We start from the raw sequence: 26,022 nt of genomic DNA on the forward strand, positions 1-26,022 counted from the left end.
CTATCCGGGCGCGTTATCGAAACTCTCTCTTATTCAATGTGTTAGAAGATGGCTGGAATGCCTGTGCCATCGTCGGCCATTTTGGCCGTCTTGTCAGGAATGCTGCTTTGATCACGATCTTCATCTTGCTAGGCCTTGCTTTCCTCGGTGGCGGCGCTGCGGCCATCGTCGATGGCTGGCCCTATCTGGTGCTCGAGCGCGGTTTCACCGAGGTGATCATCGGCGCGATCGCCGCGACGGCCGGCTTGCTCATGCTGATGCTGTCCTATGTGCTGGTCGAGATCCGCCGCCTCAGGACGAGCCTGTCCAACGCCGTGCTGGCGGCATCGCTCGCTTCGATGGCCGGCGGCGAGCCGGCTCTCGCTGAAGGTGCTGCCCATCGGGGCCAGGGGACCGCGGGAGTGACTGTGGGGACGGTTGCTGGGCTTGGCCTGGCGGCCGGTGCCGGCGCGGCCGTTATCGCCGGCAGCGCCGCGCATGCGACGCAGCCGGACGTCTCGCCTGAGGCGGGAGCGGCTGCCGAGCACGAGCCTGATTTCTTCGGCGAGCTGCTCGCGCATGAGGAAGCGTCGTCGTCGCCGGCGGCGGAGGCTGCAAGCTCGGCTCCCTTTGACGCGCCGAAAGCGGCCGAGGCGTCGGAAGCGGAGCCCGTGTCGGCTGGGGAGGAAGCGAAGGAGCCTGCTCCCGAGGCGGCGGATGCGGACAAGGCCGAGTCGACCGCTGAAGCTGCAGCCGAGCCATTGCAGGCCAAGGCCAAGGCTTCGATCGAGACCGAGGCCGAGCCGCACGGTTCCGCGCCGAGCGATCTCGAAAGCTCTTTCGAGGAGTTGTTGCAGTGGCCGGAGCCGGAGCCGCGATCCCGCGAATTCGCCGCTTCGAGCATGACGGGGCTCGATGACGAGTTCGGCGCCTTGCGTGACAGCCTGTCCAAGCGCCTGCAGCTCGGCGAGCCAGACGTGGCGTCCGCACCAGCCGAGGTGGAGACCCCGCTATCGGCAGCGCGTGATCCCGAAGCGATCGAATCCGCCGCGGCCTGGATGGCGGCGCCCTCGCGAAAGCACGATTCCTGGTTCCCCGATGATGGCGACGCGCATGATCATGATGACGCGCAGGATCCAGCCCCGACACCGGCCGAGGCGCCGCAGACCGAGGCCGAGCTGCCGCCATGGCCGCCTGTGACGCATGGTGTCGAAGTGCCGGCGCAAGAGCACGGGCATGAGCATGAGGCCGAGCCGGCTGCGGCTGCGGCGAGCGAGCTGCCCGAAGACGAGGCCGGCCAAAACGAGGCCGACCAAGATGATGCCGCATCAGTCAGGCCCGGCGACGAAGCTGCCGGCGACGAAACTCTCGAGGAGGAGGCTTCCGCTGCCGCGCCGCCGGCGGCCTCCGAGGAGGGCATCGTCGGCGCCTATCAGGTCGGCGACGCGCATTTCACCATCTTCGCCGATGGCTCGATCAAGGCGCGCACGCCCGATGGCGACTACAACTTCGCCTCGATGGACGAGCTGAAGATCTATCTCGCCAGCGAGAAGAGCCGCCTCGGCGTCTGATCAGGCTTCCGGCTCACCCGACTTGGGCCAGCCTTCTCCCACGGCCCAAGCCTCTCCGACGGCCTGGATGGCGAAGGCATAGGAGAGGGCGGTTTCCTTCAGGGAATCGAAGCGCCCAGCCGAGCCGCCATGGCCGGCCTCCATATTGGTGTGCAGCATCACCGGGCCGCCGCCGGTCATGGTCGCGCGCAGCCGCGCCACCCATTTCGCCGGCTCCCAATAGGTCACGCGCGGATCGGTGAGGCCGCCCATCGCCAGGATCGGCGGATAGGCCTGGGCCTTGACGTTGTCATAGGGCGAGTAGCCGCGGATTGTTTCGAAGGCTGCGACATCGCGGATCGGATCGCCCCATTCCGGCCATTCCGGCGGGGTCAGCGGCAAGGTGTCGTCGAGGATCGTGTTGAGCACGTCGACGAAGGGCACCTCGGCGAGGATGCCGGCAAAGAGGCTCGGGGCCATGTTGGCGACGGCGCCCATCAGCATCCCGCCGGCGCTGCCGCCCTGCGCCACGATGCGCCCGCGCGCCGTGAAGCCCGCCTCGGTGAGCGCCTCGGCGGCGGCGATGAAATCGGTGAAGGTGTTGGTCTTCTTGTCGCGCTTGCCGTCGAGATACCAGCGCCAGCCCTTGTCGGTGCCGCCGCGCACATGGGCGATGGCGTAGACGAAGCCGCGATCGACCAGGCTCAGGGGCCGCGTCCGGAACGAGGCCGACATCGCCGAGCCATAGGAGCCATAGCCGTAGAGCAGGCAGGGCGCCGAGCCGTCGAGCTTGGTATCCGCCCGGTGCAGCAGGGAGATCGGCACCTTGGCGCCGTCCTTGGCTGTCGCGAAGATGCGGCGCACGCGATAGGCCGCCGGGTCATGGCCGGAGGGGACCTCCTGCCGTTTCAGCAGGCTGCGCTCTCCGGTCGCCATGTCGTAATCATAGGTCTCGGCCGGCCGCGCCATCGAGGCGTAGATGAAGCGCAGGCTGTCGGTCTCGAATTCATAACCGGCGTCGAGGCCCAGGCCATAGGCCTCCTCATCGAAGGCGATCTGGCTCTCGCTGCCGCTGGCGAGGTCACGGATCACGATGCGCGGCAGGCCCTCCTCGCGCTCGAGCCGGATCAATCGGCCCGCGAGACAGAGATGGCTGAGGATCAGCGTTCCCTGCCGGTGCGCCACGAGATCGCGCCACTGCTCGGGCCCGGGCGAGGCGAGGGGGGCGGTGACGATCTTGAAGTCCTCGGCGCCTTCGGCATTGGTCAGGATCAGGAACGCCTCGCCGTGATGCTCGACGCTGTACTGGCGGCCGAGCTGGCGCGGGGCGATCGTCACCGGCCGTGAATCGGGCAAAGCGAGATCGACGACCCGGGTCTCCGAGGTCTCGTGATCGCCGATCGAGATCAGCAGGAAGCGGCCCGACTGGGTTTCGTCGATGTCGACGAACATGCCGGCATCGCTTTCGTCATGCAGGAGCTCATCGCTCGCAGGATCCGTTCCAAGACGGTGTCGAAAGACCTTGGACGGCCTGTGGTCGGCATCGAGCCGGACATAGGCGAAGGAGCGTGAATCGCGCGCCCAAACCATCTCTCCGGTTGTATCGTCGATACGGTCTTCCAGATCCTGGCCGGTGGCGAGATCGCGGACCCGGATGCTGTGCAATTCCGAGCCGGCCTCGTCGGCGCTCCAGGCGAGCAGGTTGTGGTCGGGGCTGTGGCTGGCATCGCCGAGGTCGAAGAAATCCTTGCCCTCGGAGAGGGCGTCGGCGTCGAGCATGATCTGCTCGCGCGGCTTGCTCCCGGCCTTGGCGTTGCGCGGCTTGCGGCAGATCAGGGGATGCTCGCCGCCCTTGCGGTAGCGCGAATAATACAGAAACGGACCGTCGGGCTGCGGCACGCTGGCGTCGTCTTCCTTGATCCGCCCGCGCATTTCCTTGACGAGCGCGCGCTGCAGCGGGCGCGTCGGGGCCATCAGCGTCTTGCAATAGGTGTTTTCGGCTTCGAGATAGTCTCGAATGTCCTTCGGCAGCGCGTCCGGGTCACGCAGCACATCTTTCCAATTCGAGGCGCGCAGCCAGCCATAGTCGTCACGAAGTTCCACGCCGTGGACGGTCTTCGTCTGCGTGCGGATCTCGGCCCGCGGAGGCATGATTCTCCGTCGCGACGAAGAGCTTAAAATGTTTTCTGAATATTTCGCTGCGCTCATTGAAGGCACCATGATCCCCTGTCGCCGATGACTGGTAGAGATGGTTGTCATCTCTGACAAGACAACCATGACGAGCGCTAATGCGCGCGCCTGCACAGTGCCGAGCGCCACTGCATTTAGGCCCGTTGCGATATTGCTTGCCTGCGATCGTATTCGCGCTGACTCATTCACTTGCGGAGTCGTTGAGTATCGACTACATGACTATCTGATCGATCCGCTTGGGATGATTCTATGGCTGCAGGTTCTTGACCAACCGCCGGCCGTTATCAGCGTAGGCATCGGCGCCTTGACCGGCGTGGGCGATCAGGCAAGGCCTAGGTCCAAGAAACACATAAGGAGTGATGCTATCATGACTGATAATGACGGTTCGGATTTCATCGAGCTGACGGCTGACATCGTCTCGGCCTATGTCTCGAACAATTCTGTCCCCGTATCCGAATTACCTGCTCTGATCAGTGATGTGCATGCTGCGCTGAGCCGCGTTGTTGGCGGTGCTGCTCCGATCCTGCCGGCCGAGGCGCCCAAGCCCGCGATTCCGGTCAAGAAGTCGATCACGGCCGATTACCTGATCTGCCTTGAGGACGGAAAGAAGTTCAAGTCGCTGAAGCGCCATCTGCGCACGCAATACAATATGTCCCCGGAGCAGTACCGCGAGAAGTGGGGCCTGCCGCCCGATTATCCGATGGTCGCCCCCAACTATGCCGAAGCGCGCTCGCAGCTCGCCAAGAAGATGGGCCTCGGCCAGCAGCGCCGCAAGCGCCGCTGAGACGACGCCACGGCAGCGGGCCGGTTGCGCGCAGGCGCATGGCGCTCGCCCTGGAGTTCAGAAGGCCGCCGGCTTGCCGGCGGCCTTTTTCGTGTTTGGTCGCGCTCATCGGCGTGGGCGATCAGCGACGGCAGTGCCGCAAAATCCTGGCGATCGATACAAGGCCTCATCGGCGCTCAGCTTGAACGGATACATTCAGGGTGTCCGCCGCTCGCGCCACCAGTCGGCGAACTGATAGCTCCAATAGGTTGCCTGGACAGCGGCCGTGCCGAAAGGGCCGCCGTTCCAGACGAGGCCGAAGGGCTCGAACAGGGTGTGGCGGTCGCTTGTGTCCAGAATGCCCTCTGCGACGACGCGCCCGCCGATTGCCGTCGTATTGAGGCCGTGCCCGCCGAAGCCCATGCAATGCCAGACACCGGGCCCGAGCCGGCCGATCTGCGGCATCAGATGCCGCGCATAGGACATCAGGCCCGACCAGGCCATCTCGATCTTCAGCTCCGCAAGCTGCGGATAGGTCGCGATCATCGTCCGGCGTAGCAGCGCTGCGAGATCGCGCGGCTCGCTGGTCCGGGTGGTGATGCGCCCACCCCAGAGCAGGCGCTGCCCGTCCTCGACCAAGCGGTAGTAATCCCCCGCACGGCGGTCGTCGCTGACGGCGGCGCGCGTGCCGATGACCTGCGCCAGGGCATCGGGCGCGGCTTCGGTCGTCAGCACATAGGTTGCGATCGGCAGATGGCTGGCGCGCAGCTTCGGCACCAGCCCGTCGGTGTAGCCGCCGCAGGCAATCACGACATTCTTCGCTGTGACCGATCCGCCCGCGGTGGCGACAGATTTTTGCGCGCCCGACAGATCGGCCGAGACGACGCGGGCATTCTCGATGACCAGCCCGCCCAACGCCTCGATCGCGTCGGCGAGCGCGCGGGCGTAGTTCAGCGGATGGATGTGAAAGGAATTGCGATCGAACAGGGCCTGATGATAGCTCGGCGAGCGCAGCACCTCGCGAACCTGTTCCCGGGGCCAGAATTCCACCTCGTAGCCGAAGTCGCGCGCCAGCCGCTCTGCAGTCCGCTGCAGCCTGTCGCCGCTGTCGTAACGTACGGCGGCGAGCTTGCCCGGAAGGGGGGCGACACTGTCCGTCACGCCGAGGTCGCGGATCGTGTCGGCGACGATGCGCATGCCCTCGATCGAAAGCCTGTGCAGAGCGCGGGCCTTGTCTTCGCCGATGGCGCCGGCGATCGAGGCGTAGCCGCGCGAATAGCCCGAGCCGACGAAGCCGCCATTGCGCCCCGACGCGCCCCAGCCGACGGCTTGCGCTTCCAGCACCGCAACCGAACGCCCAGCGCGGGCGAGTTCATACGCGCAGGTCAGCCCGGCCAGCCCGCCGCCGACGATGCAGGTCTCGACCTCGACAGATCCGCGCAGGCGAGGCCGGTCGTGCCTCGTGGCAATGGTGCGAGCATAGAAGGTGTCGGGATAGCTCGGCATGAGAGTGCCGGTGCTCCTGTCGCGGGAGGGGGGACCGCTCAGGCGGCCGGGCTACGGTCGTTGTCGGTTCTGAGGCGGCACTCAAGGAAGCGGCCGTAGGAGCCCATGTCATAACTGAACACGGCATAGACCACCGCCGCGAAGGCATAGCATTCTATCGGATGCTCATATCGACGAAACGTCAGTGACCGATTCCCGGCTGACTATCACGCGGATACCGTGATTGAATGGCGGTTTGTGAAATTCAATCCTCAAGCACGCAGCCGAAAAGCGAGCGACCTGCATCAGCGCGATCGAACGACCCGCACCGCCGGGACAGCCTGGCTTCAGGCTTGTCGATATTGTCCTGGCGGCCAGGACGGCGCGGGTTCGACGAAGTTGTCGACCTCTTCCTTCTTCGGCTTGGAGACCATCTTCACACCCAACTCGCCCATCTGGAAGGGCGCGCCGATCCCGCTCGCTCCTACCCAGCCAGCCTTTACCCAGCCAAGACCTCTTCTGCCGACCTGTAGGGCTTCTGAAGGCTCGCCGCGACCGGAGCATTCGTGATCTCCCCGCGATGGACATTGAGGCCGGCCGCGAGGTGAGGATCGCTGCGAATGGCATCGAGGCCTTTCGACGCCAGGGCGAGCCCGAATGGGAGAGTGGCGTTGTTCAGGGCGTAGCTCGAGGTGAGCGGAACCGCCCCCGGCATGTTCGCGACGCAATAGTGGATCACGCCGTCGACCTCATAGGTCGGATCGGCATGGGTGGTCGCGCGCGAGGTCTCGAAGCAACCGCCTTGGTCGATCGCGACGTCGACGAGCACGGCGCCGCGCTTCATGCCCGACAATTGTGCTCGCGACACGAGCCTCGGCGCCGCGGCACCCGGGATGAGCACGGCCCCGATGACAACGTCGGCAGCGAATATCTCCGTCTCGATCGCGTCGAGCGTCGAGAAGCGCGTGCGCACCCGACCGCCGAACAATTCGTCGAGCTGCCGCAAGCGCGGAAGCGACCGATCCAGGATCACCACGTCCGCGCCGAGGCCTGCCGCCATGCGCGCAGCATGCGTTCCCACGACGCCGCCTCCGATCACGACGATGCGCGCCGGGGGCACGCCGGGCACGCCGCCAATCAACATGCCACGTCCTCCTGCATGGCGCTTGAGAGAAACCGCAGCAGCCTCGATCGCGAGCCGCCCGGCAACTTCGCTCATCGGCGCAAGAAGAGGCAGGCCGCCGAAGCGGTCCGTGACGGTCTCATACGCTATGGCTGTAACGCCGGATTCGACCAGACCGGCGGCTTGCGCTGGATCGGGAGCGAGATGCAGGTAGGTGAACAGGATCTGGCCTTGTCGCAGCTGCGCCCATTCGCCCGGCTGCGGCTCCTTGACCTTCACGATCATGTCGGCCTCGGCAAACACCTCGACCGCGCTCGCCACGATGCGAGCGCCGGCGGCCTCGTAGGCAGAGTCTGACGCCGAAATGCCAGCCCCCGCTCCCGTCTCGATGATCACCGCATGGCCGGCGGATACGTATTCTCGCACGGCTTCGGGAGTCAGCCCGACGCGGTATTCGTGAACCTTGATTTCTTTCGGAACGCCGATACGCATAGCACCCCTCCCATTGGTTTATTGGTTCATCATATCGCGCTTCGTCACGGCGTTTCCTGCGTCATGCGTCGATTTTTCAGTAGGCGGCGCGTGATAACGGCGTAGCATGGGCGAAAGCTGTTGCTTTCCTGCGCAGAGCTGCACTTCAGGTCCAGAATCTCATGCCCCTCGATCATCTCTCCCGCGCGTTGCTGAAGGAGCTCGTCCGAGATGGTCGGACGAGCCACGTCAAACTTGCTGAGACGATCGGGTTGTCGGCGACGGCTGTTGCGCGGAGGCAGCGCACGCTCGAAGAAGAGGGAGTCATTGTCGGCTATCACGCCCGCCTCAGTCAAAAGGCTCTCGGACTCGGGGTCACGGTCATCGTTCGGCTCGCTTTGGACAGTCAAAGCGAAGAGGCGCTCGCCGCTTTCGAGAAGGCGGTGGCACGCTGCCCGTCAGTGCTCCGGTGTTTTCTAATGTCCGGTGCCGACGACTATCTGCTGACAGTCGTTGCGAGCGATGTCGAAGATTTCGAGAATGTGCATAAATCCCAGCTCTCTCGACTGCCGCATGTCGCGCGAATTCAATCGAGCTTTGCCCTGCGGCAAATCATCGACCGGCCCGTTCTACCGTGAGGCTGCAGGTCAGCCTTCTGAAGCTCAGCCTTCTGAAGCTCAGCCCTGGGCGGCGGCGCGTGCGTCGGCCTTGATCCGCTCCATCATGGCGCGGACGCCGTTCGAGCGCTGCGGCGTGAGATGGGCGGCGAGGCCCAGGCGTTCATAGATGGCGAAGGCGTCGGTCGAGAGGATCTCCTTCGCGGTCCGGCCCGAATGGATGGCGAGCGCCAGCGCCACCAGCCCGCGCACGATATGTGCGTCGCTGTCGCCGCTGAAATGCAGCACGCTGTCGGGGCCGGCCGGGCCCTCGCGCTGTGCCACGAGCCAGACCTGGCTGGCGCAGCCGCGGACCTTGTTGGCGTCGTTGTGCTCCGCCTCGGGCAAGGGCGTCAGGCCCTTGCCGAGTTCGATCAGATAGCGATAGCGGTCATCCCAATCGTCGAGCAGCTCGAAATTGGCGATGATCTCGTCGAGGTTGGTGCTCATGTCCACGCTGCGCAATGAGGATGCCGGCTCCCTTCGTCCAGGAACGTGGCAGACAGCGTCTTCGGCGCGTCCCCCTGCGTCGTCAAGCGTCGGCGTGCCGCAGGCGCTCTGCCTCCGCCAATCCTAGAGCATTGCGCGATAAAGCGGGCACCGATTTTTCGCGCAATGCTCTCAGCTCCTGGAATCGATCATGTTTTTCGCATTCGGACGGAACCGTCCAAATGCGACATGATCTAACGCGAGCCGGCCTTGCTGTCCTGCTCGGAGGTTCCGGGGCGGGCGGTGGCTCCTGGCAGCGCGAGCGACAAGACGCGCTGGCGCGTGTCCGGATCGAGACCGGCAAGGATCTGCGCGGCCTCGCGGGCGGCAGTGAGGCTTTGCATGGCGCCGTGGCTGTCGATACGGGCTGCGGATTTTGCGACGCCGCGCACCGCCTCGACGGCGCTACCCTCCATCGACTTCCCGCCATGGACAGGCGAGTTCAGCGCGATCACGCCGATCACTGCCAGACTGCGCAGAATATAGGCCATGCTTCGTCCCCGTTCCCGCATCAAAGACCTAAGAGCGGTCGCTGTCTCTCCCGAACCCACCGGCACCATAGCTTGCGAACCCAAAAGATCGCGTCATCCCGAAGCCGCGCATTTGAAGCAAATGCGCGATGCGATCTTCAGTTTCCATTCACCCTGCCAGCAACATCGTCACTGTGCGGCGGAGCTTTTTGATTTTCCACAAGCCGCTGAAATCAATCGAATTATTCGCTGATCTGCGGCGCCGGGCCGGTCTTGCTGGGCAGTGGCCTTAAGCCCCGCTTAAACCGGCGGTGGCGAGGATCGCTGCAACACGGGCGAACCAGCCCTCAGAAGGTCAGGCGTTTGCGATTTCTCATGACGATGTCTGCGATCAGGACACAGGTGGCGGCGTTGGTGCACGCATCGGTGCTGCCGAACTCGCTTGAGCGCATGCGGCATGAGCGCTTCATTCTGACGCGCCTCATGGTCGGCGCCGTCGCGCTCGGCCTGGCGCCGGCCTATCTCGCCTGGCGCGGAACCTTGGGCACGCTCGAAGCTCTCGTCATGATCGCCGCCGCCCTGCCGCTCATCGCGGTCGTCACGCTCTCGCGCAGCGGCCGGCTCGACATCGCCCATTGCATCTCCGCGAGCGCACTGGCGCTGTTCATCGCCGCGCTTGCCGGGATGACAGGCGGCGCGGGGTCGCCCTTGCTGCTCTGGTTGGCGGCCGTGCCGACCGAGGCGATGTTCTTTGGCTCGCGGCCTTATGTGGCGCGCGCCAGTGCCATCGCCGCCATCGCGCTCGGCAGCGTCGTGATATTGCAGCAGTTCGGCGCCTTCGCGGCGCCGGCACCCTGGACCTCGGGTATGATGCCGAGCTTCGTCATGATCGCGATCTTGTACGCGATGGCGGTCGCCATCGGCTTCCTGCGCCGGCGCGACGACGAATTGCGCGAGCATCGCGCCTCCGATGCGCGCGCCCAGCTCCTGCTGGACAATGTCGGCGATCTCGTCACCTGGCACGATGCCGGCGGCTCGGTCCTGTTCGCCAATGCCGCGGCCAAGGCGCTCGCCGGGGCTGATCCGCAGGATTTGCGCGGGCGCGGCCTGTTCGAGCGGGTGCACATCGCCGACCGGCCGCTCTTCCTCAAGGCCCTGAGCGACGCGGCCCATGGCGGCGGTGCTGCCACAGCCTGCTTCCGGACGCTCTTCGTGCCGCGCAGCGGCGACGCCAACGCCCGGGCGCCGGTCTCGCTCTGGCTGGAGATGCGCGCGCACCGGATCGAGGACGCGGGCGCCAGGGACGGTGTGGCGGTGGTCTGCGTGATGCGCGACATCACGGCCCGCCAGGCGCAGGAAGAGGAGCGCGCCCGTGGTCATGCCGAGGCCTTGAAGGCCAGCGACGTCAAGGGTCAGTTCCTCGCAACCGTCAGCCATGAACTGCGCACACCGCTGAACGCCATCATCGGTTTCTCCGAGATGCTGAGCAACGATGCGCAGGAGTGGCTCGACGCTGAGAAGCGCCAGGAATACGCCAAGATCATTCACGGCTCGGGGCATCACCTGCTCGATGTCGTCAACACCTTGCTCGACATCTCCAAAATCGAGAGCGGCGCGATGACGATCGAGCAGGAGCCGATCGACATCGCCGCCGTGGCCCAGGATTGCTGCGCGCTGATGGCGCTGCGCGCCGAGGCGAGCCAGGTCTCGCTGGAGCGGGTGCTGGGGCCTGACCTGCCGCCCGTTCTGGGCGATCGCCGCGCCTTGAAGCAGGTCATGATCAACCTGCTCTCCAATGCGGTGAAGTTCACGCCGCTCAATGGCCGCGTCGTGCTCGCGGTGGTTCGCGACGGCGATATGATCGACCTTTCGGTTGCCGATACCGGGATCGGCATCGCCGCCGCCGACCTGCCGAAGCTGGGCGAGCCCTTTTTCCAGGCGGGCGGCAGCTATGACCGCAGTTACGAAGGCACGGGCCTGGGCCTCTCCGTCGTGCGCGGCCTTGTCGGCCTTCACGGTGGTAAGCTGACGATCGAGAGCGCGCCGGGAGTTGGCACGCGCGTCGCCGTCAGGCTGCCGGTCGGCGGCGTCGCTGCGAGCTCCCTGCCGGTCAAGATCACGACCTTCGCCCGCGCCCCGCGCCGCGGCCTCGAATCCAAAGAACCCGTCCGTCTGACCGCCTGATCAAGAGCCAAGCATGTCCGCAACGATAGCCGCCCGCGCCCGCTCCGGTTCCACTCTGACCGCGCCGATGAAGCGCGCCGCGCCACCGCGCCGCAAGGCGCCCTGGCTGTCGCGGATCTGGCGGGCCGTCGGCCGTCGCCCGGGCCGCGCCTTCGTCTTGCTGGTCTTCACCGCGGTAGCGGCCGCGATCCTGGCCAATGCGATGCTGATGCAGAAGGTGCGCCACCCCGCTCCGATCCTGTCGGCTCCGATGCAGGGGCCCTATGCACGCTCGGGCGAGCGCCGCACGGAGACGCCCGCTGCGGCTGTGACGCCCGCCGCTCAGCCTGCGTCGGCTCAGGCCTCCACGCAGGGCTTCGTCCCGCCGGCCCGTCCGAGCGATCTGACGCAGCTCATCCGCGAGACCACGCAGCCCAGGCCGCCCGCCGCCGTCACCAACGTTCCGCGCACGGCTCCGGCCACCGCTGCCGCTGCGCCCGCGCCGGTGACCCGCAGCGCCGCGGTGCGCGATCCGATCGCCGATCTGATCAATGGGGGGGATATTCGCCCGCCGGCCGATATCCGCGGCGCCAAACCTTCTCAGCGCTGAGCCTTCACAGCGCTTAAGTCAGCGCAGCGTCGAGTAGCTGCAATCGCGATCGCGGCGCGGCTGGACAGCACCGCGAAGGCGCTCTAGCCGGGGCCGACATCCATTCGGGGATTTCGATCATGGCGCGCCTCACGAGCGATTTCTGGGTCTCTGCCTATCTGCGCCAGGCGGCGCATGACGGGCTGGTCGCGGTGTTGCGTCGGCGCGGCGCGAGTGAGGCCGGCGCGATCTTCGTCAAGCTCGATCGCCTCGACGGCACGGCGGCGCTCTATGGTCCCGCGCCGCAATCGCTGGCTGATGACGAGGGTAACCGGCGCTTCCAGCTCATCCTCGATGCGGATCCGGGCTCGATCGAGGAGCGCGTCGCCCGCGAGCGGCGTTTCGATTCCGATCTCTGGTTGGTCGAGATCGAGAACCGGCAGGGCGACCCCAGGCTCGATCTCGTTGAGGCCTGATCGATTCCAAAAGTTCTGAGCATTGCTCCTGCGAAAAACCGGTACCCACTTTTTCGCGCAATGCTCAGGCCGGTCAGCCGTTCTCGCGCCGCAGGCCGAGCTTGCGCATGACATCGGAGACGAGCGTCTGGCTCTCCGGCTTGGCGGCGCCGCTGCGATTTGGCGAATTGCTCGGATCCATCGCCGGCTGATGCCGGCCCCTGCGGCTGACGACCGGCGCACGCACGCCCGCGACCTGCATGATGATCCTGAGCGCGACAGCCGGCCTCACCAGGCGCATCAGGGCGACGAGGGCGAAGATGCGGTCGACCGAATGGGCCGCTTCGTCGCCGAGCCTGATCATGAAGCGCGTCGCGTCCTCCACGCTCGCCCCGGCCGCCGTCAACGCCAGCGCCGCGAGATCGCGCGACGTGTCGGCGGCCATCGCTTCCGCCAGGGCCTGCCCGCCGCCGACATAGCTCGCGATCGCGCCGAATGCGCCGGCGGGGTCGTTGCTGGCCGTGGCCAGCCAGCCCGCGAAAAGGTCTGGCGCGAGCTGCGGCCGCCGCTCCGCCGGGGCGAAGGACTCCAGCGCCGTCAGCGATTCGATGATCGCGGTTTTCCGTTGGGAGCCGGCCTGCAGATAAAGCGGCGCCAGATCCGCGCTGGCGATATCGGGCCGCGCCAGCAGGAGCTGGGCGTAGGAGGGCTCGGTGCGCGAGCGCTCGAGCAACTGGTCGAGCACCATGTGGGGCAGGGGCGAGGCCGCATTGGCGATCAGCGCCAGATCGACTGGGCGCAGGTCGCGATCAGCCAGGATCAGGGCCGCCGTCGCGGTCAGATCCGCGCGCTCCGCGATGGCGAGCGCGATCTCGTCGTCACCCTGTTCCGCCAGGGCCTCGATTTCCGTGGTCGGGAGCGGCATGCCATGGCGCAGGAGCGCAACGACGACCGCGCCACCGCGCGACTTCAGGGCCTGCAGCACGGATGCGGGTGCGTAACGCCAGCCGGCCAGCTTGCGCGCCAGGATCACGGCCGTGGCGTCGTCGATGGCGGGAATCAGAGCCTCCCCCATCTCGCGGAAGGCGTCGAGATCCTCCTGCGGCGGCCTGGGCAAAGACATCAGCAGATCGGCCTTCACTCGCAGCGAAACCTGGCTGAGATCGAGCCCGCCATCGCGCGCAAGGCGGGCGAGCTGGGCAAGTTCGGAGGTGATACGCGAGGGCATGAAGGGAACTCTGTGCGGAATTTCGATGGTCCAGCCATCCTAACCCGCGAGGCTTTAAGAGGGTGTTAACCATGTCGAGGCCTGATGCGGACAGGAGGGCCTAAGCGTCGATGCGGGTTCTGCCCCGTATGGCTCGAAGCCCTGCTGACAACCGCGATCCGGAGCGGGTGCTAAGGCGGGGAATTCGGTTTTCCGCAAGAGAGCCCGCTTCCGTTTCCAAAAGCTCAAGGCGCCGGACAAGGAGGCGCGTCATAATGGCCGATGTCATTCCGTTTGCGTCTCGTCCCAAGTCTGCGTCTCGTGCCGAGACGGCGCCGACCTCGCACAAGCCGGCGCCGACCTCGCAGGAGAGCTCTCCGGCTCGCGGGACGGCGATGATCCTGTTCTTCACCGGCGTGCGCTACGAGCGCCAGGCTGAGGCCGCCGCGATCGACCGGCGGGCACCGCGCAAGCGCCGCGCCACGCCGAGGCAGGGCCGTGCGAAAAGCGCCGGACAGCCGGTGTGAGGAGCGCTTGTCGAAGCCTGGCCTTGCTGCTCGCCCTGGCGGGAGGCGCCTGCACGGGCGATCTGGGACGTCCGCGTCCGAATCTCTGGAGCGATACGATCGCGCCGCAGGCCGGTTTCTGGTCGGCGACCTTTCGTGGCGAGGCGGCCTCCTATTTCAGGATGACTGATGACGAGGAGCAGTTGCGCGACAGGGCCTGGCGGCTGGTCATGCCGGCGCATGAGCGCAACCTGTTCGAGCGTCAGGTCTCCGATCTCGCTCATGCGCGCATCCTGCCGGTCGCGGCGCAGTCGAACGCGGCATCCGACTATTTTCGCGGCCTGACCGGCGGCTCCTATGCCTCGCAGGCCTCGCGCTACAACAGGCTCGCCGAGGATGCGAATGCCGACCGCCTGCTGGTCACACCGTTTCGCGGCAATGCGGCGCGCGTCGTGGCGGCTGATCGCGTGCGCATGCGCGCCGTCGAAGGCTCGCCCCTGGTGCCGCCCGAGAAGGCCGACCCCGCCATGGCCCGCGTCGTCGAGAATGAGGGGCTGATCCTCTGGGTCTGCGAACGCGTGGGCTTTCGGATCGAAAGCTACCGCTACGCGCTGGCGAACCTCGTGGTCGAGATGCCGTCGCGCGAGGCGATCAAGGCCGAGCGCAGCATCATGGCGCTGGAGGCGGAAGCCGGGCCGCTATGCAAGCTGCCGCTCATCGGCGCCTTCGGCGGGGCCGGGCGCGGGCAGGAGCCTGCTGAGCGGGCTCCAAAGCCGCCGGTCGTCTACAAGGGCTGATCATTCGGCGAGGCCGCAGGCGACGCCGCTTGCCAGCGCCCCGGCGTCCTCGCGGTCGGAGGGATGTTTCGCCAGCACGCGGGCGACGATCAGGCCCTGCATCGTGTCGGAGACGATGCGCAATTCACGCACGGCCTCGCCCTCCTCGTCGCGCGCGGCGCGCTCGTCGCGCTGTTCCTCCGTCATCACCAGGAACTCGACCACGCCGCGGATCGCGGCGCGGTCGGTGATGGCGTAGAGCACCCCACCGCCGCGCCGGTGCAGCGTCAATCCGAGCGGCAATGTGCCGGTGCGCGCGACGACGCGCATCGGGCCGGCGGAGAGATCGTAGCTGCAGATCGCGGTCACAGCCGCAGGATCGGCCTCGCGCGGCACTGGCAGCCCGCTGTCGGCGCTGCGCGGCGAGACCAACTCGGCATGGCCGCTGGTGCCCAGTGAGAGATAGGCGCTGGTGGCATCGCTGTTCGAGAGGAGCGGGATCAGCAGCACCGTGACGATGTGGACGATGCCGGCGAGCACCAGCCCCGCGATCGTCCCATAGGCGAGGCGCCGCGCTGCGCCGATGATCCGCATGGGCCAACGCCGCCGCGGCGTTGCGTCGGCCTGGCCCGGGAGTATCGGTGTCTCGCGTTCGCGAGCCTGATCGAGCGTCGTCATCAGCAGCCGAGCCGGACGATGCCGGGCAGGACATCGGGCCGCAATTCGCCGGCCTGGCTTGAAATCGGCGTGTCGTAGAGCCGCAGCCGGAGTTGGAAACGCCCGCTACCCGGCAGCGGCAGCCAGTTTCCGGTCTGCGGCTCGGCCGCCGCCGTGATACGCAAGGCGCCGTTCTCCTCGCGGACGACTTCCGCATCGGTGAAGCCGCCGCGGTCGAGCGGCAGGCGGAACGGCCGCCCATCCATGTCGCTGACGCTCAATGACCAGCCGCGCGTCGTCGGTGTCGCTCCCGAGACCCGATAGCGGCAACGCCCGTCGAGCGCCTGGCCGCGATCGTCGCGGCTCGCGATCAGTTCGAGGCCTTCGCCCGCGCCCAGCGGCAGATGGACGCCGCGCGCCAGATAGGCGCGCATATAGGGGTCGACATCGCGCCCGCCGCCGCGCGGCCAGGCGTCCCACGGGCCGATCCGGACCATGCCGAGCAGAGGTCTGCCGGCGACGGCGAAATGGGCTGAGCCGAGCCCCAGCCCGGCGCCGAGTGCGATGACGTAAGCGAGATCCAGCGCGCGCATGGCCTTGCTTTCCGAACCGGCTGACGACAGGCCGGCGGCCGAAGTTGAGCCAGCCCAGCCCGCGGCGTCAACCTAGGACCGCACGCCCACGGATCCGATAGTCCAGCTCTAGCGCAGGCGCGTCTCGCGCCCGGGGGAGGAGATTTCGCGGATACCGACCTGAATGGATGAGCCGCGCGCGCGGGCAGACTCTATCGTCTTGAACATGGCGCCGACCGCCGAGAGCACCTCGAAGGATTGGCGCGGCATATGGCCGGCGCCGGGGCCCGAAACCGGGGCAACGCGCGACATCTCCGGGCCGCCCGCTTTGGCGATCGTCATGGCCTTGGGGTCCGTCGGGGGTGTGACGCCCGGGATCGGCTTCAGCTCAAGCCCCTGATGGGCGAACTGCATGATCTCCTTCCAGGCCATCGCCGGCAGGGAGCCGCCGGTCATGTTCGCGGTCTCGGATGAGTCGTCATTGCCGAACCAGACCGCGCCGACGAGGTTGCCGGAGAAGCCGACATACCAGGCGTCCTTGTAGCCGTTCGTGGTACCGGTCTTGCCGGCGGTCACGACGCCGTCCAGCGCTGCGCGCCGGCCGGTGCCTTCGGTCGGCACCTTTGAGAGCATGAAGTTCATGTCCTGCGCCACCTGGGTGCTCAGGACCTGCTCCGGGGCCGGCTCGTCGCGGTCGTGCCGGTAGATCTCCTCGCCTTGCGAGTTGCGGATCTCGATCGCGACATAAGGCTTCGCCCGCTTGCCGCCATTGGCGAAGACCGAATAACCGGCCGCCATGTCGATCACCGTGACCTCGGCCGCGCCGATCGGCAGGGACACCGTGTCGGTCAGCGGCGTGGTCAGGCCCATGGCCCGGCTGGTCTCGATGATCTTCATCCGGCCGATGCGGGCAGCGCGGGCCTCATGCGTTTCGCCGGTCGCCTTGCCGATCGCAATCGACATCTGCACCGGGATCGTATTGATCGATTTCGCCAGCGCCACGGTCAGCGGTATCGAGCCGGCATAGGAGCGCCCGTAATTGTTCGGGCACCAGTTGCCGATGCAGATCGGGCGGTCGGTAACGACGGTGTTGGGCCGGTAAAGGCCAGACGACAGGGCGGCCGCATAGACGAAGGGCTTGAAGGACGATCCCGGCTGCCGCAGGCTCGACGTCGCGCGGTTGAACTGGCTGATGCCATAATCGCGCCCGCCGACCATGGCCCGCACCGCCCCGTCCGGGTCCATGACGGTCGTTGCGGCCTGCTTGACCCGGTAGGCGGGGCCGTTCTGGCGCAGGACCTGCTCGATCGCCTTCTCCGCCTGTCTCTGGATCGCGGGATCATGCGGCGTCTTCACGGTCAGCACCCGGTCCGAGCCGATCTTGCCCTCGTCGGCCAGGTGCTTGATCTCGTCGAAGGCCCAGTCGAGATAATAGTCCGGGTTGGAATCGCGCTTGCGGTCGACCGGCGTCGCCGGGTTGCGTTTGGCGCTGTCGATCTGGCCCGCCGTCAGGAAACCGGCATCGACCATCGCGTTCAGTACGTCTCCTGCGCGCGCGCGGGCGGCAGGCAGGTTGACATGGGGCGCGTATTTCGTCGGCGCCTTGAACAGTCCGGCCAGCATCGCGGCTTCCGCAAGCGACACGTCCTTGACCGATTTGCCGAAGTAATACTCCGCCGCCGCCGCAACGCCGAAGGTGCCGCCGCCCATATAGGCGCGGTCGAGATAGAGCTTCAGGATCTCGTTCTTGCTCAATCGGGCTTCCAGCCAGAGCGCCAGGAAGGCTTCCTTGATCTTGCGGTCGAGCGAGCGCTCATTGCTGAGGAAGAGGTTCTTGGCGAGCTGCTGCGTCAGCGAGGAGCCACCCTGGACCACGCCGGAGGCGCGCGCATTGACCGTCATGGCCCGCAGCGTGCCGAAAATGTCGATGCCGAAATGGTCGTAGAAGCGGCGATCCTCGGTTGCCAGAACCGCCTTGACCAGATGGTCGGGCATCTCCTCGAGCTTCAGCGAGTCGTCATGGCGCGCGCCGCGATGGCCGAGCTCCGAGCCATAGCGGTCGAGGAAGGTCACGGCGAAGACCTGGTTCTTCAGTGCTTCGTCGCGGCCTTCCCGGAAGGAGGGGATCGCCAGGGACAGCATCAAAAGGCTGCCGACGACGCCAAGATTCAGGCCCTCGCTGGCGAATTCGGCGGCGATACGCTTGCCGCCGGTGGCGGTGAAGCGGTCGGCGAAGCTGCGGATGCGCTCATAAATCTCGCCGGCGCGGCGGCCTGAGTTCCAGAGTCCGGCATCGACCCATGAATCGACGCCCAGCGCGAAGCGCTTCAGACGTGTCCTCCAGCCTGCCTTTCTGAACTCCATCGCCGTTCTGGAACTCCACAAGAGAGCTGCCGTCCGAAAGATCGCGTCACCGTCCTGCCGCGACGCGACCGCCTCGGCAACGCAATCCGCGAACGCAAACACATATGCGCCGCTTTGTCTCCAGGTAAGGGAGGAAACGGCAGGATCGATCGTTGTCCGCAGATTTCGGGCCTGCCCGGGTCCGTCCCTTCCTCGAACAACTCTGCAACGGTTATCGGTGTGAGCCTCGCTTGGATGCGCGCTTGCGTTGGCTTCCCTCGCGCGGCGGGGCGGCGCATAAGCACAGGCATGACCGAAAAGCCGTCCCCGACCGAGCCCTTCTGGCGCACGACCTCGCTTGAGGAGATGAGCAAGGAGCAATGGGAATCGCTCTGCGACGGTTGCGGTCGCTGCTGCCTGATCAAGCTCGAGGATGAGGATAGCGGCGAGATCCTCGCGACCAATGTCGGCTGCCGCCTGTTCGATGCCGGCTCCTGCCGCTGCAAGGACTACCCCAACCGCTCCAGCATCGTACCCGATTGCATCACGCTGACGCCGGAAGCGGTGCGCACGCTACGCTGGCTGCCGCCGACCTGCGCCTATCGGCTGGTCGCGACAGGGCGCGATCTGCCCTGGTGGCATCCGCTGGTCTCGGGCGATCCGCATACCGTGGTCGAGGCCGGGGTGTCGGTGAAGGGGCGCGTCTCCGGCAGCGAGGACGAGGTCTCCGAGGATGACCTGCCGGAGCGGATCGTCACCTGGCCGCTGCGCTGGCCGCGCGCGGCGAAGAAGCGCAACGCTTCCGAATGAGGGGCGGTGCATTCTGAAGGATGCGCTTCGAGCACGATTATCCCAAGGAGCGTCGCGGCCCGGATACGATCTTGCCCCGCGGCCGGCTGAGGCTTGCGATTCCGCTCGGATCTCTTATTCTTACTTGTAAGAGTAAGGATTTTGCCGATGCGCATTACCTCCAAAGGTCAGGTGACGATCCCGGCCGATATCCGCGAGAAAGCTGGGCTCCTGCCGGATACCGAGGTCGATTTCGAGTTCGATGGCAAGGTCGTGCGGATCACGCGCGCCAAATCCCGCAACAAGGCCGGCCGCGGCGACAAGCTGATTGCGCAGATGCGCGGCCGGGGCGATGTCGCGATGAGCACTGCGGCCATCATGGCCTTGACCCGCGATGACTGAAACTGAATGAGCGCGATCCTGATCGACAGCAACGTCCTGCTCGACGTCATGAGCGAGGATCCGCAATGGTTTTCCTGGTCTGCCCAAGCGCTCTCCGAGGCGGCTGACAGCGCCCGGCTCGTCATCAACCCGATCATCTATGCCGAGGTCTCCGTGCGTTATTCACGGATCGAGGATCTCGACCTTGCCTTGCCGAAGGCGATGATCGATCGCGAGGCGCTGCCCTATGAGGCGGCGTTTCTGGCTGGCAAGTGCTTCCTGGCCTATCGTCGCCAGGGCGGCACGAAGCAGGCGCCGCTGCCCGATTTTTTTATCGGTGCCCATGCCGCCATCTCCGGATATCGCCTGATGACGCGCGATCCGGCGCGCTATCGCTCCTATTTCCCGACCGTGCCGCTGGTGACGCCGAGCCCGTCGACGTCATAACGGCCCGGTCAGTCTTTGTGGCGAGCGGTCCGCTCATTGATTGTTCAGCTGCTTTTCGGCATGACCACGCCGTCTCCGCCGAACGGTCGCTTGCTGGCGCCCGCGGCGCTTCGCTGGAAACTTTTGGATCGCCGTCGCGTTGCTGCGGTGGCTGGATGAAGAGGCATTGGTGATGGCAGGCGGTAAATGGGTCTACACCTTCGGTGACGGCAAGGCCGAAGGCGAGGCGGGTATGAAAAACCTGCTCGGCGGCAAGGGCGCCAATCTCGCCGAGATGAGCAATCTGGGCCTGCCGGTGCCTCCGGGCTTCACCATCACCACCGAGGTCTGCACCTGGTACTACGACAACGGCAAGCAATTCCCGTCCGAGCTCGACGGGCAGGCCAAGGCGGCGCTGGCCGAGATGGCGCGGTTGACCGGCAAGGTCTTCGGCGACCCCGCCAATCCGCTGCTGGTCTCGGTGCGCTCGGGGGCGCGCGCCTCGATGCCCGGCATGATGGATACGGTGCTGAATCTCGGCCTGAACGACGTCACCGTCGAGGCCGTCGCCAAGGCCTCGGGCGATGCCCGCTTCGCCTGGGACAGCTATCGCCGCTTCGTCACCATGTATTCCAACGTCGTGCTCGACGTGGATCACGGCCATTTCGAGGAGGCGCTCGAGGACTACAAGGAGCGCAAGGGCCTGCATCTCGACACCGATCTGAGCGCCGAGGATTGGAAGGTGCTGGTCGGCAAGTACAAGGACATCGTCAAGAAGGCGCTCGGCTCGGAGTTCCCGCAGGATCCGGTGGCCCAGCTCTGGGGCGCGGTCGGCGCGGTCTTCTCCTCCTGGATGAATGCGCGCGCGATCAAATATCGCGAGCTCAACAGCATCCCGGCGGCCTGGGGCACGGCGGTCAACGTCCAGTCGATGGTCTTCGGCAATATGGGCGACACCTCGGCGACCGGCGTCGCCTTCACCCGCAACCCCTCGACTGGCGAGAACGCGCTCTATGGCGAGTTCCTGATCAACGCCCAGGGCGAGGATGTCGTCGCCGGCATCCGCACGCCGCAGGACATCACGGAGGTCGCCCGCAAGGAGGCGGGCTCCGACAAGCCTTCGATGGAGAAGGTGATGCCCGAGGCCTATGCCGAGCTCGTTCGCATCTACGGCATCCTGGAGCGGCATTACCGCGACATGCAGGACATGGAGTTCACCATCCAGGAGGGCAAGCTCTGGATGCTGCAGACCCGTTCCGGCAAGCGCACGGCCAAGGCCGCGCTGCGGATCGCGGTCGAACTGGCCAAGGAAGGGCTGATCACGGAAGAGGAGGCCGTCGGCCGCATCGAGCCCGGCGCGCTCGACCAGCTGCTGCACCCGATGATCGATCCCAAGGCCGAGCGCCGCATCCTGACGACCGGCCTGCCGGCCTCGCCGGGCGCAGCCGCCGGCGAGATCGTCTTCAACTCCGATGATGCCGAGGCGGCGAAGAAGGCCGGTCGCAAGGTCATCCTCGTGCGCGTCGAGACGAGCCCTGAGGATATTCACGGCATGCATGCGGCCGAGGGCATCCTGACCACGCGCGGCGGCATGACCTCGCATGCTGCGGTCGTGGCGCGCGGCATGGGCAAGCCCTGCGTCTCCGGCGCCGGCCAGATCCGCGTCGACTACGCCAAGGGCACGCTGACGGTCGGTGCGACGACGCTCAAGGCCGGTGATTTCATCACCATCGACGGTGCGGCCGGCCAGGTCATGCTCGGCGAGATCAAGATGCAGAAGCCCGAGCTCTCCGGCGAGTTCGGCACGCTGATGGGCTGGGCCGACAAGGTCCGCCGCCTCAAGGTTCGCGCCAATGCCGAGACGCCCGACGACGCCCGCACCGCGCGCGATTTCGGCGCCGAGGGCATCGGGCTCTGCCGCACCGAGCATATGTTCTTCGACGAGGATCGCATCCAGCCGATGCGCGAGATGATCCTGGCCCAGGACGATGCCGGGCGGCGCTCGGCGCTGGCGAAACTCCTGCCGATGCAGCGCCAGGATTTCGTCTCGCTGTTCACGATCATGCACGGCCTGCCGGTGACAATCCGCCTGCTCGATCCGCCGCTGCACGAATTCCTGCCGCATGGCGATGCCGAGATCGCCGCTGTCGCCAAGGCGCTCGGCGTCACGCCCGAAGCGCTGAAGCACCGCGCCGCCGAGCTGCATGAATTCAACCCGATGCTCGGCTTCCGCGGCGTGCGTCTGGCCATCGCCTATCCCGAGATCGCCGAGATGCAGGCGCGCGCCATCTTCGAGGCGGCGGTGATTGCCGCCAAGGAGACAGGCAAGCCGGTGATCCCGGAGGTGATGGTGCCGCTCGTCATGGGCGTGGCCGAGCTCGACCTCGTCAAGGCGCGCATCGACGCCATGGCGAAGGCGGTGATCGCCGAGAGCGGCGTCGCTCTGACCTATCAGGTCGGCACCATGATCGAATTGCCGCGCGCCGCGCTGCGCGCCGAGGAGATCGCCAAAAGCGCCGAGTTCTTCTCCTTCGGCACCAACGACCTGACCCAGACCACGCTCGGCATCAGCCGCGACGATGCAGGCTCCTTCCTCGGCTCCTATACGGCCAAGGGCATCCTCGCCAACGACCCCTTCGTCACCATCGACCAGGAGGGCGTCGGCGAATTGGTGAAGCTCGCGGCCGAGCGTGGCCGCAAGGCGCGCCCCGACATCAAGCTCGGCATCTGCGGCGAGCATGGCGGCGACCCCGCCTCGATCGGTTTCTGCGAGAGCGTCGGGCTTGATTACGTTTCCTGCTCGCCCTTCCGCGTGCCGATCGCGCGGCTTGCCGCCGCGCAGGCGGCGCTTGGCGCGGTCCGGGCCAAGGAAGGCTGACTAGCGTTCCGATAACTTCACATTCGGACCTAAGCGCTGCGTCATTCCGGACAAGCCGCGTTAGCGGCGCCGCTCCGGAATCCATCGTAGAACTCTGTACCTTACGATGGATTCCGGGTCTCCGCTTCGCTCCGCCCGGAATGACGGCGTCTTTTGTTCGAAGCAAGAAGCCGCAGCGAGCAGACGAAACGACCGAGATTCCCGGCGGCACTCCGCTCAGGGCGTGATCAGGATCGCGCCCTTCACGCTGCGCGCTTCCGCCGCCTCATGGACCCTGGCGATCTCGTCCAGAGTGAAGCGCGCGCCGATATCGACCCGCACATGGCCCTTGGCGATGGCGTCGAACAGGTCGGCGGCGTTGGCGCGGAAGCTCGCGGCATCGGCATTATGCGGAAAGATCGAGGGGCGGGTCAGGAACAGGCAGCCCTTCTTGTTGAGCAGCTCCGGATCGATCGCGGGCGCCTTGCCCGACGCTGCGCCATAGCTGACGACGAGGCCGAAGGGCGCGGCGCAGTCGAGCGACTGCAGCAAGGTGTCCTTGCCGACGGCGTCGTAGACCACGCGCGCCTTGCGCCCACCTGTCGCCTCCAGGAAGGCGGTGGGCCAGGCAGGATCGTTGAGGTCGATCACGGCCTTGCATCCGGCGGCCAGTGCCGCCTCGCGCTTCTCCGGCGAGCCGGTCGTGCCGATCACGGTCGCGCCGAGCGCGCTCGCCCAGCGGGACAGGATCTGGCCGACGCCGCCGGCGGCGGAATGGACCAGCAGCAGATCGCCGGGCTGGACCGCATGGGTCTTGCGCAGCAGGTACTGGGCGGTCAGCCCCTTGAACAGCAGGGTCGCCGCCGCCTCGTCGCTGACCGTGTCGGGCAGCGCGACCAGCTTGTCGGCCGGCACGTTGCGCCGGTCGGTGTAGGCGCCGACGCCAGCATTGATATAGGCGACCCGGTCGCCGGGCTTGATGCCGGCGACGTCGGGGCCAAGCGCCTCGACCACGCCGGCTGCCTCGAAGCCGAGGCCCGTCGGCAGCGGCAGGGGATAGATGCCCTTGCGCTGGTAGATGTCTATGAAGTTGAACCCGATCGCCGTCTGGCGCAGGCGGACCTCGCCTTGGGCCGGCGGCGGCAGCGTCTGCACCTCGACGGACAGGACGTCCGGGGGGCCGAATTCGCTGATGATGGCGGCGCGTCTTGTGGTCATGCGGGGTTGCCTCCAATGATGCCGGTGCAATGACGCATGAATTAAGGTATGATTCAAGTCGTACCTTGAGCAAGTCGTACCTTAAACAAGACCTGCCTGGAGCGAGTTGATGCCAGACGACAGCGGCCATCCCGCGCCGGAGGAAATGGAGATCGGGGCGATCTTCGCCGCGCTCGCCGATCCGATCCGCCGCAAGGTCGTGCTCGCGCTCGCGGCCCGGCCGGATACGATCCGCCATTGCAGCTCCTTCGACCTGCCGGTGACGAAAGCGACGCGCACGCATCATTTCCGCGTGCTCAGGGAATCGGGTCTGATCCGTCAGGTCGATCTCGGCAACAGCCGCACGAATGCGCTGCGCCTGGCCGAATTGCGGCAGCGCTTTCCCGGACTGGTCGATCTTTTGATGGCGGAAGCCACTGCCGCGTCTGGGCTCATCGAAGCCGAGCCGGTATCATGAGATCATGCAACGCGCTCTCACCACCATCGGCTTCGATGCCGACGACACGCTCTGGCAGAACGAGCAGTTCTTCAAATTGACCGAGGCGCGCTTCGTCGCGCTGCTCGGCGAGCATGGCGAGGCGGCCGAGATTTCCGGCCGACTGCTGGAGGCGGAGCGGCGCAACCTCGCCTTCTACGGCTTCGGCATCAAGGGCTTCGTGCTCTCGATGATCGAGACCGCGATCGAGGTCACGCAAGGCCAGGCGCCGGCAGCGGTCATCGGCGAGATCCTCACTGCGGGCCGCGAGATGGCGGCCCATCCGGTCGAGACGCTGCCGCATGCGCGCGAGACGCTCGAGGTGCTCGCCGGCGAATACAAGCTCGTGCTGATCACCAAGGGCGATCTCTTCGACCAGGAGCGCAAGCTTGCGCAATCGGGCCTCGGCGCCTTCTTCGACGCAATCGAGATCGTCAGCGACAAGACGGTCGCGACCTATCAGCGGATCTTCGCGCGCCATGGCGATGGTGCCGAGCAGGCGATGATGGTCGGCAATTCCCTGAAGTCGGACATCTGGCCGGCGCTTGAGGCCGGGGCCTGGGCTGTGCATGTTCCCCATGAACTGACCTGGGCGCTGGAGCATGCGCAGGAGCCGCAAGGGCAGGCCCGCTACGGCAAGCTTGCCGATCTCGGTGGTTTGGCCGCCCTCATCGCTGAACTCGCGGAAGCTGACCCGCGCTGACGCCGGGGGTCCTCGCTGCTGCTCGGGGTGCTGAAGCGGCCGTTCTCGGCATTGCAGAGGCTCGCCACCCGTCTGTCCGATCTGGCTGCGGCGGGGTTGGCGGCGGTGCGCGCCAGATCGGGGAGGGGGGAGTGGTCGCCCCGTGCTTCCGCCTTCCACCCAGAGTTGAGTGCGCTGGACCCGGCTTGCAAATTATGCTAGCCCAACCCACGTAAGACGAGATGCGGCCGGGTTCTGGCCAATCCTCCGCGCGGGTTTCCCCGGTCGGCGGGCACGATTCAGATCCACCACTCATCGCTACAAGGCCATGGCGAGGCGTCCGCGCGTCGAGCCCTGGGTCTCATCGAATACGCGGATCTGAAACGTAAGGACTACCGTCTATGAACAAGGGCACCGTCAAGTGGTTCAACACCACCAAGGGCTATGGCTTCATCACCCCTGAGAACGGCGGACAGGACATCTTCGTCCACATCAGCGCCGTCGAGCGCGCCGGCCTGCGCGAGCTCCAGGAGGGTCAGGTCGTTTCCTACGAGCTGATCGCCGATCGCAAGACCGGCAAGTCCTCGGCCGGCAACCTCTCCGTCGGCTGATACCAGACGATACGACCGGGTGGGCGCTTGCGCCCGCCCGGTTCGCAAACGACACCTTCCGGCGCTGTGGCTTAGCGGTTCGCCGGCAGGAAAGAGCCAATACTCATGGCCGGGCGCAATCCGGCGGCACAGCCGATAC

Annotated in this window: 26 protein-coding genes; 16 read left to right on the plus strand and 10 right to left on the minus strand. The window is 66.3% G+C overall.

Features of this window, described 5'->3' with window-relative positions:
• Window positions 1–107 precede the first annotated feature (107 nt).
• Window positions 108–1,550: a hypothetical protein gene (locus ACSQ3P_RS24040; protein WP_436167985.1), complete on the plus strand. Its 1,443-nt coding sequence runs from the start codon at window positions 108–110 to the stop codon at window positions 1,548–1,550.
• On the opposite strand, the gene ACSQ3P_RS24045 is transcribed toward ACSQ3P_RS24040, so the two are convergent.
• A complete protein-coding gene (locus tag ACSQ3P_RS24045) occupies window positions 1,551–3,680 on the minus strand; it encodes a S9 family peptidase (RefSeq protein WP_436167986.1) in 2,130 nt (709 codons plus the stop codon).
• A 406-nt stretch (window positions 3,681–4,086) separates the two neighbouring features.
• Here ACSQ3P_RS24045 and ACSQ3P_RS24050 point away from each other — a divergent pair, with 406 nt between their 5' ends.
• Window positions 4,087–4,503, plus strand: a complete 417-nt coding sequence (locus ACSQ3P_RS24050; protein ID WP_092169332.1) for a MucR family transcriptional regulator — start codon at window positions 4,087–4,089, stop codon at window positions 4,501–4,503.
• A gap of 195 nt (window positions 4,504–4,698) precedes the next feature.
• Here ACSQ3P_RS24050 and ACSQ3P_RS24055 read toward each other — a convergent pair whose 3' ends face one another.
• Window positions 4,699–5,988, minus strand: a complete 1,290-nt coding sequence (locus ACSQ3P_RS24055) for an NAD(P)/FAD-dependent oxidoreductase (protein WP_436167987.1) — start codon at window positions 5,986–5,988, stop codon at window positions 4,699–4,701.
• 478 nt (window positions 5,989–6,466) lie between these two features.
• The gene (ald, locus tag ACSQ3P_RS24060) at window positions 6,467–7,582 is read right to left on the minus strand and encodes an alanine dehydrogenase (protein WP_436167988.1); all 1,116 of its coding nucleotides are present in this window, start codon (window positions 7,580–7,582) and stop codon (window positions 6,467–6,469) included.
• A 161-nt stretch (window positions 7,583–7,743) separates the two neighbouring features.
• Here ald and ACSQ3P_RS24065 point away from each other — a divergent pair, with 161 nt between their 5' ends.
• The gene (locus ACSQ3P_RS24065; protein WP_069690243.1) at window positions 7,744–8,199 is read left to right on the plus strand and encodes an Lrp/AsnC family transcriptional regulator; all 456 of its coding nucleotides are present in this window, start codon (window positions 7,744–7,746) and stop codon (window positions 8,197–8,199) included.
• 39 nt (window positions 8,200–8,238) lie between these two features.
• On the opposite strand, the gene ACSQ3P_RS24070 is transcribed toward ACSQ3P_RS24065, so the two are convergent.
• Window positions 8,239–8,667 (minus strand): SufE family protein, encoded by a 429-nt coding sequence (locus ACSQ3P_RS24070; protein ID WP_436167989.1) that lies wholly within the window; start codon window positions 8,665–8,667, stop codon window positions 8,239–8,241.
• A gap of 233 nt (window positions 8,668–8,900) precedes the next feature.
• Entirely contained in the window at window positions 8,901–9,197 is a 297-nt protein-coding gene (locus ACSQ3P_RS24075) for a hypothetical protein (protein ID WP_436167990.1), read from the minus strand.
• Here ACSQ3P_RS24075 and ACSQ3P_RS24080 point away from each other — a divergent pair.
• The 4 genes from ACSQ3P_RS24080 to ACSQ3P_RS24095 all read left to right on the plus strand — a co-directional run bounded on the left by ACSQ3P_RS24080 (window position 9,196) and on the right by ACSQ3P_RS24095 (window position 12,404).
• Window positions 9,196–9,429, plus strand: coding sequence for a hypothetical protein (locus tag ACSQ3P_RS24080; RefSeq protein ID WP_436167991.1), 234 nt, complete (start codon window positions 9,196–9,198; stop codon window positions 9,427–9,429). The genes ACSQ3P_RS24075 and ACSQ3P_RS24080 overlap by 2 nt on opposite strands.
• Before the next feature lie 122 nt (window positions 9,430–9,551).
• Window positions 9,552–11,360: a sensor histidine kinase gene (locus ACSQ3P_RS24085; RefSeq protein ID WP_436167992.1), complete on the plus strand. Its 1,809-nt coding sequence runs from the start codon at window positions 9,552–9,554 to the stop codon at window positions 11,358–11,360.
• A 13-nt stretch (window positions 11,361–11,373) separates the two neighbouring features.
• The gene (locus ACSQ3P_RS24090) at window positions 11,374–11,949 is read left to right on the plus strand and encodes a hypothetical protein (RefSeq protein WP_436167993.1); all 576 of its coding nucleotides are present in this window, start codon (window positions 11,374–11,376) and stop codon (window positions 11,947–11,949) included.
• A gap of 119 nt (window positions 11,950–12,068) precedes the next feature.
• Window positions 12,069–12,404, plus strand: a complete 336-nt coding sequence (locus tag ACSQ3P_RS24095; protein WP_069690248.1) for a DUF1491 family protein — start codon at window positions 12,069–12,071, stop codon at window positions 12,402–12,404.
• Between the two features lie 73 nt (window positions 12,405–12,477).
• Here ACSQ3P_RS24095 and ACSQ3P_RS24100 read toward each other — a convergent pair whose 3' ends face one another.
• Complete coding sequence (locus ACSQ3P_RS24100) at window positions 12,478–13,611, minus strand: DUF2336 domain-containing protein (protein ID WP_436167994.1); 1,134 nt, start codon at window positions 13,609–13,611, stop codon at window positions 12,478–12,480.
• A 254-nt stretch (window positions 13,612–13,865) separates the two neighbouring features.
• Between ACSQ3P_RS24100 and ACSQ3P_RS24105 the strand changes: the two genes are divergently transcribed.
• Entirely contained in the window at window positions 13,866–14,117 is a 252-nt protein-coding gene (locus ACSQ3P_RS24105; protein WP_436167995.1) for a hypothetical protein, read from the plus strand.
• Between the two features lie 23 nt (window positions 14,118–14,140).
• Window positions 14,141–14,893 carry a hypothetical protein gene (locus ACSQ3P_RS24110; protein WP_436167996.1) on the plus strand — a complete coding sequence of 251 codons (753 nt, stop codon included), beginning with the start codon at window positions 14,141–14,143 and terminating at the stop codon, window positions 14,891–14,893.
• On the opposite strand, the gene ACSQ3P_RS24115 is transcribed toward ACSQ3P_RS24110, so the two are convergent.
• The 3 genes from ACSQ3P_RS24115 to ACSQ3P_RS24125 form a co-directional block, all read right to left on the minus strand.
• Window positions 14,894–15,466, minus strand: coding sequence for a DUF1254 domain-containing protein (locus tag ACSQ3P_RS24115; protein WP_436167997.1), 573 nt, complete (start codon window positions 15,464–15,466; stop codon window positions 14,894–14,896).
• 83 nt (window positions 15,467–15,549) lie between these two features.
• On the minus strand, window positions 15,550–16,122 hold the full coding sequence (locus tag ACSQ3P_RS24120) for a DUF1214 domain-containing protein (protein ID WP_436167998.1): 573 nt from the start codon (window positions 16,120–16,122) through the stop codon (window positions 15,550–15,552).
• A gap of 108 nt (window positions 16,123–16,230) precedes the next feature.
• Entirely contained in the window at window positions 16,231–18,465 is a 2,235-nt protein-coding gene (locus ACSQ3P_RS24125; RefSeq protein ID WP_436167999.1) for a transglycosylase domain-containing protein, read from the minus strand.
• 288 nt (window positions 18,466–18,753) lie between these two features.
• Here ACSQ3P_RS24125 and ACSQ3P_RS24130 point away from each other — a divergent pair, with 288 nt between their 5' ends.
• From ACSQ3P_RS24130 to ppdK, 4 genes are all read left to right on the plus strand, one after another.
• The gene (locus ACSQ3P_RS24130) at window positions 18,754–19,254 is read left to right on the plus strand and encodes a YcgN family cysteine cluster protein (RefSeq protein WP_436168000.1); all 501 of its coding nucleotides are present in this window, start codon (window positions 18,754–18,756) and stop codon (window positions 19,252–19,254) included.
• Window positions 19,255–19,401: 147 nt separating this feature from the next.
• Window positions 19,402–19,635: an AbrB/MazE/SpoVT family DNA-binding domain-containing protein gene (locus ACSQ3P_RS24135; protein WP_103720301.1), complete on the plus strand. Its 234-nt coding sequence runs from the start codon at window positions 19,402–19,404 to the stop codon at window positions 19,633–19,635.
• A 6-nt stretch (window positions 19,636–19,641) separates the two neighbouring features.
• Entirely contained in the window at window positions 19,642–20,061 is a 420-nt protein-coding gene (locus tag ACSQ3P_RS24140; RefSeq protein WP_436168001.1) for a type II toxin-antitoxin system VapC family toxin, read from the plus strand.
• A 172-nt stretch (window positions 20,062–20,233) separates the two neighbouring features.
• Window positions 20,234–22,918, plus strand: coding sequence for a pyruvate, phosphate dikinase (gene ppdK, locus ACSQ3P_RS24145; RefSeq protein WP_436168002.1), 2,685 nt, complete (start codon window positions 20,234–20,236; stop codon window positions 22,916–22,918).
• Between the two features lie 216 nt (window positions 22,919–23,134).
• Here ppdK and ACSQ3P_RS24150 read toward each other — a convergent pair whose 3' ends face one another.
• Entirely contained in the window at window positions 23,135–24,115 is a 981-nt protein-coding gene (locus ACSQ3P_RS24150) for a quinone oxidoreductase family protein (protein ID WP_436168003.1), read from the minus strand.
• Window positions 24,116–24,224: 109 nt separating this feature from the next.
• Between ACSQ3P_RS24150 and ACSQ3P_RS24155 the strand changes: the two genes are divergently transcribed.
• The 3 genes from ACSQ3P_RS24155 (at window position 24,225) to ACSQ3P_RS24165 (ending at window position 25,883) form a co-directional block, all read left to right on the plus strand.
• On the plus strand, window positions 24,225–24,572 hold the full coding sequence (locus tag ACSQ3P_RS24155) for an ArsR/SmtB family transcription factor (RefSeq protein ID WP_436168004.1): 348 nt from the start codon (window positions 24,225–24,227) through the stop codon (window positions 24,570–24,572).
• Between the two features lie 4 nt (window positions 24,573–24,576).
• Window positions 24,577–25,293 carry an HAD family hydrolase gene (locus ACSQ3P_RS24160; RefSeq protein ID WP_436168005.1) on the plus strand — a complete coding sequence of 239 codons (717 nt, stop codon included), beginning with the start codon at window positions 24,577–24,579 and terminating at the stop codon, window positions 25,291–25,293.
• Between the two features lie 380 nt (window positions 25,294–25,673).
• Window positions 25,674–25,883, plus strand: coding sequence for a cold-shock protein (locus ACSQ3P_RS24165; RefSeq protein ID WP_092169251.1), 210 nt, complete (start codon window positions 25,674–25,676; stop codon window positions 25,881–25,883).
• The last annotated feature ends 139 nt before the right edge of the window (window positions 25,884–26,022 follow it).

Origin of the sequence: Allobosea sp. LjRoot9, from assembly GCF_964252745.1 — a bacterium.
GTDB lineage: Bacteria > Pseudomonadota > Alphaproteobacteria > Rhizobiales > Beijerinckiaceae > Allobosea.

Coding starts and splice junctions, on each gene's coding strand:
- ACSQ3P_RS24105 (WP_436167995.1), top strand. CDS start 13,866: ATGGCCGATGTCATTCCGTTTGCGTCTCGTCCCAAGTCTGCGTCTCGT.
- ACSQ3P_RS24140 (WP_436168001.1), top strand. CDS start 19,642: ATGAGCGCGATCCTGATCGACAGCAACGTCCTGCTCGACGTCATGAGC.
- ppdK (WP_436168002.1), top strand. CDS start 20,234: ATGGCAGGCGGTAAATGGGTCTACACCTTCGGTGACGGCAAGGCCGAA.
- ACSQ3P_RS24125 (WP_436167999.1), bottom strand. CDS start 18,465: ATGGAGTTCAGAAAGGCAGGCTGGAGGACACGTCTGAAGCGCTTCGCG.
- ACSQ3P_RS24080 (WP_436167991.1), top strand. CDS start 9,196: ATGCTTCGTCCCCGTTCCCGCATCAAAGACCTAAGAGCGGTCGCTGTC.
- ACSQ3P_RS24085 (WP_436167992.1), top strand. CDS start 9,552: ATGACGATGTCTGCGATCAGGACACAGGTGGCGGCGTTGGTGCACGCA.
- ACSQ3P_RS24135 (WP_103720301.1), top strand. CDS start 19,402: ATGCGCATTACCTCCAAAGGTCAGGTGACGATCCCGGCCGATATCCGC.
- ACSQ3P_RS24065 (WP_069690243.1), top strand. CDS start 7,744: ATGCCCCTCGATCATCTCTCCCGCGCGTTGCTGAAGGAGCTCGTCCGA.
- ACSQ3P_RS24050 (WP_092169332.1), top strand. CDS start 4,087: ATGACTGATAATGACGGTTCGGATTTCATCGAGCTGACGGCTGACATC.
- ACSQ3P_RS24130 (WP_436168000.1), top strand. CDS start 18,754: ATGACCGAAAAGCCGTCCCCGACCGAGCCCTTCTGGCGCACGACCTCG.
- ACSQ3P_RS24075 (WP_436167990.1), bottom strand. CDS start 9,197: ATGGCCTATATTCTGCGCAGTCTGGCAGTGATCGGCGTGATCGCGCTG.
- ACSQ3P_RS24160 (WP_436168005.1), top strand. CDS start 24,577: ATGCAACGCGCTCTCACCACCATCGGCTTCGATGCCGACGACACGCTC.
- ACSQ3P_RS24165 (WP_092169251.1), top strand. CDS start 25,674: ATGAACAAGGGCACCGTCAAGTGGTTCAACACCACCAAGGGCTATGGC.
- ACSQ3P_RS24100 (WP_436167994.1), bottom strand. CDS start 13,611: ATGCCCTCGCGTATCACCTCCGAACTTGCCCAGCTCGCCCGCCTTGCG.
- ACSQ3P_RS24045 (WP_436167986.1), bottom strand. CDS start 3,680: ATGCCTCCGCGGGCCGAGATCCGCACGCAGACGAAGACCGTCCACGGC.
- ACSQ3P_RS24155 (WP_436168004.1), top strand. CDS start 24,225: ATGCCAGACGACAGCGGCCATCCCGCGCCGGAGGAAATGGAGATCGGG.
- ACSQ3P_RS24055 (WP_436167987.1), bottom strand. CDS start 5,988: ATGCCGAGCTATCCCGACACCTTCTATGCTCGCACCATTGCCACGAGG.
- ACSQ3P_RS24095 (WP_069690248.1), top strand. CDS start 12,069: ATGGCGCGCCTCACGAGCGATTTCTGGGTCTCTGCCTATCTGCGCCAG.
- ACSQ3P_RS24070 (WP_436167989.1), bottom strand. CDS start 8,667: ATGAGCACCAACCTCGACGAGATCATCGCCAATTTCGAGCTGCTCGAC.
- ald (WP_436167988.1), bottom strand. CDS start 7,582: ATGCGTATCGGCGTTCCGAAAGAAATCAAGGTTCACGAATACCGCGTC.
- ACSQ3P_RS24150 (WP_436168003.1), bottom strand. CDS start 24,115: ATGACCACAAGACGCGCCGCCATCATCAGCGAATTCGGCCCCCCGGAC.
- ACSQ3P_RS24120 (WP_436167998.1), bottom strand. CDS start 16,122: ATGCGCGCGCTGGATCTCGCTTACGTCATCGCACTCGGCGCCGGGCTG.
- ACSQ3P_RS24090 (WP_436167993.1), top strand. CDS start 11,374: ATGTCCGCAACGATAGCCGCCCGCGCCCGCTCCGGTTCCACTCTGACC.
- ACSQ3P_RS24115 (WP_436167997.1), bottom strand. CDS start 15,466: ATGCGGATCATCGGCGCAGCGCGGCGCCTCGCCTATGGGACGATCGCG.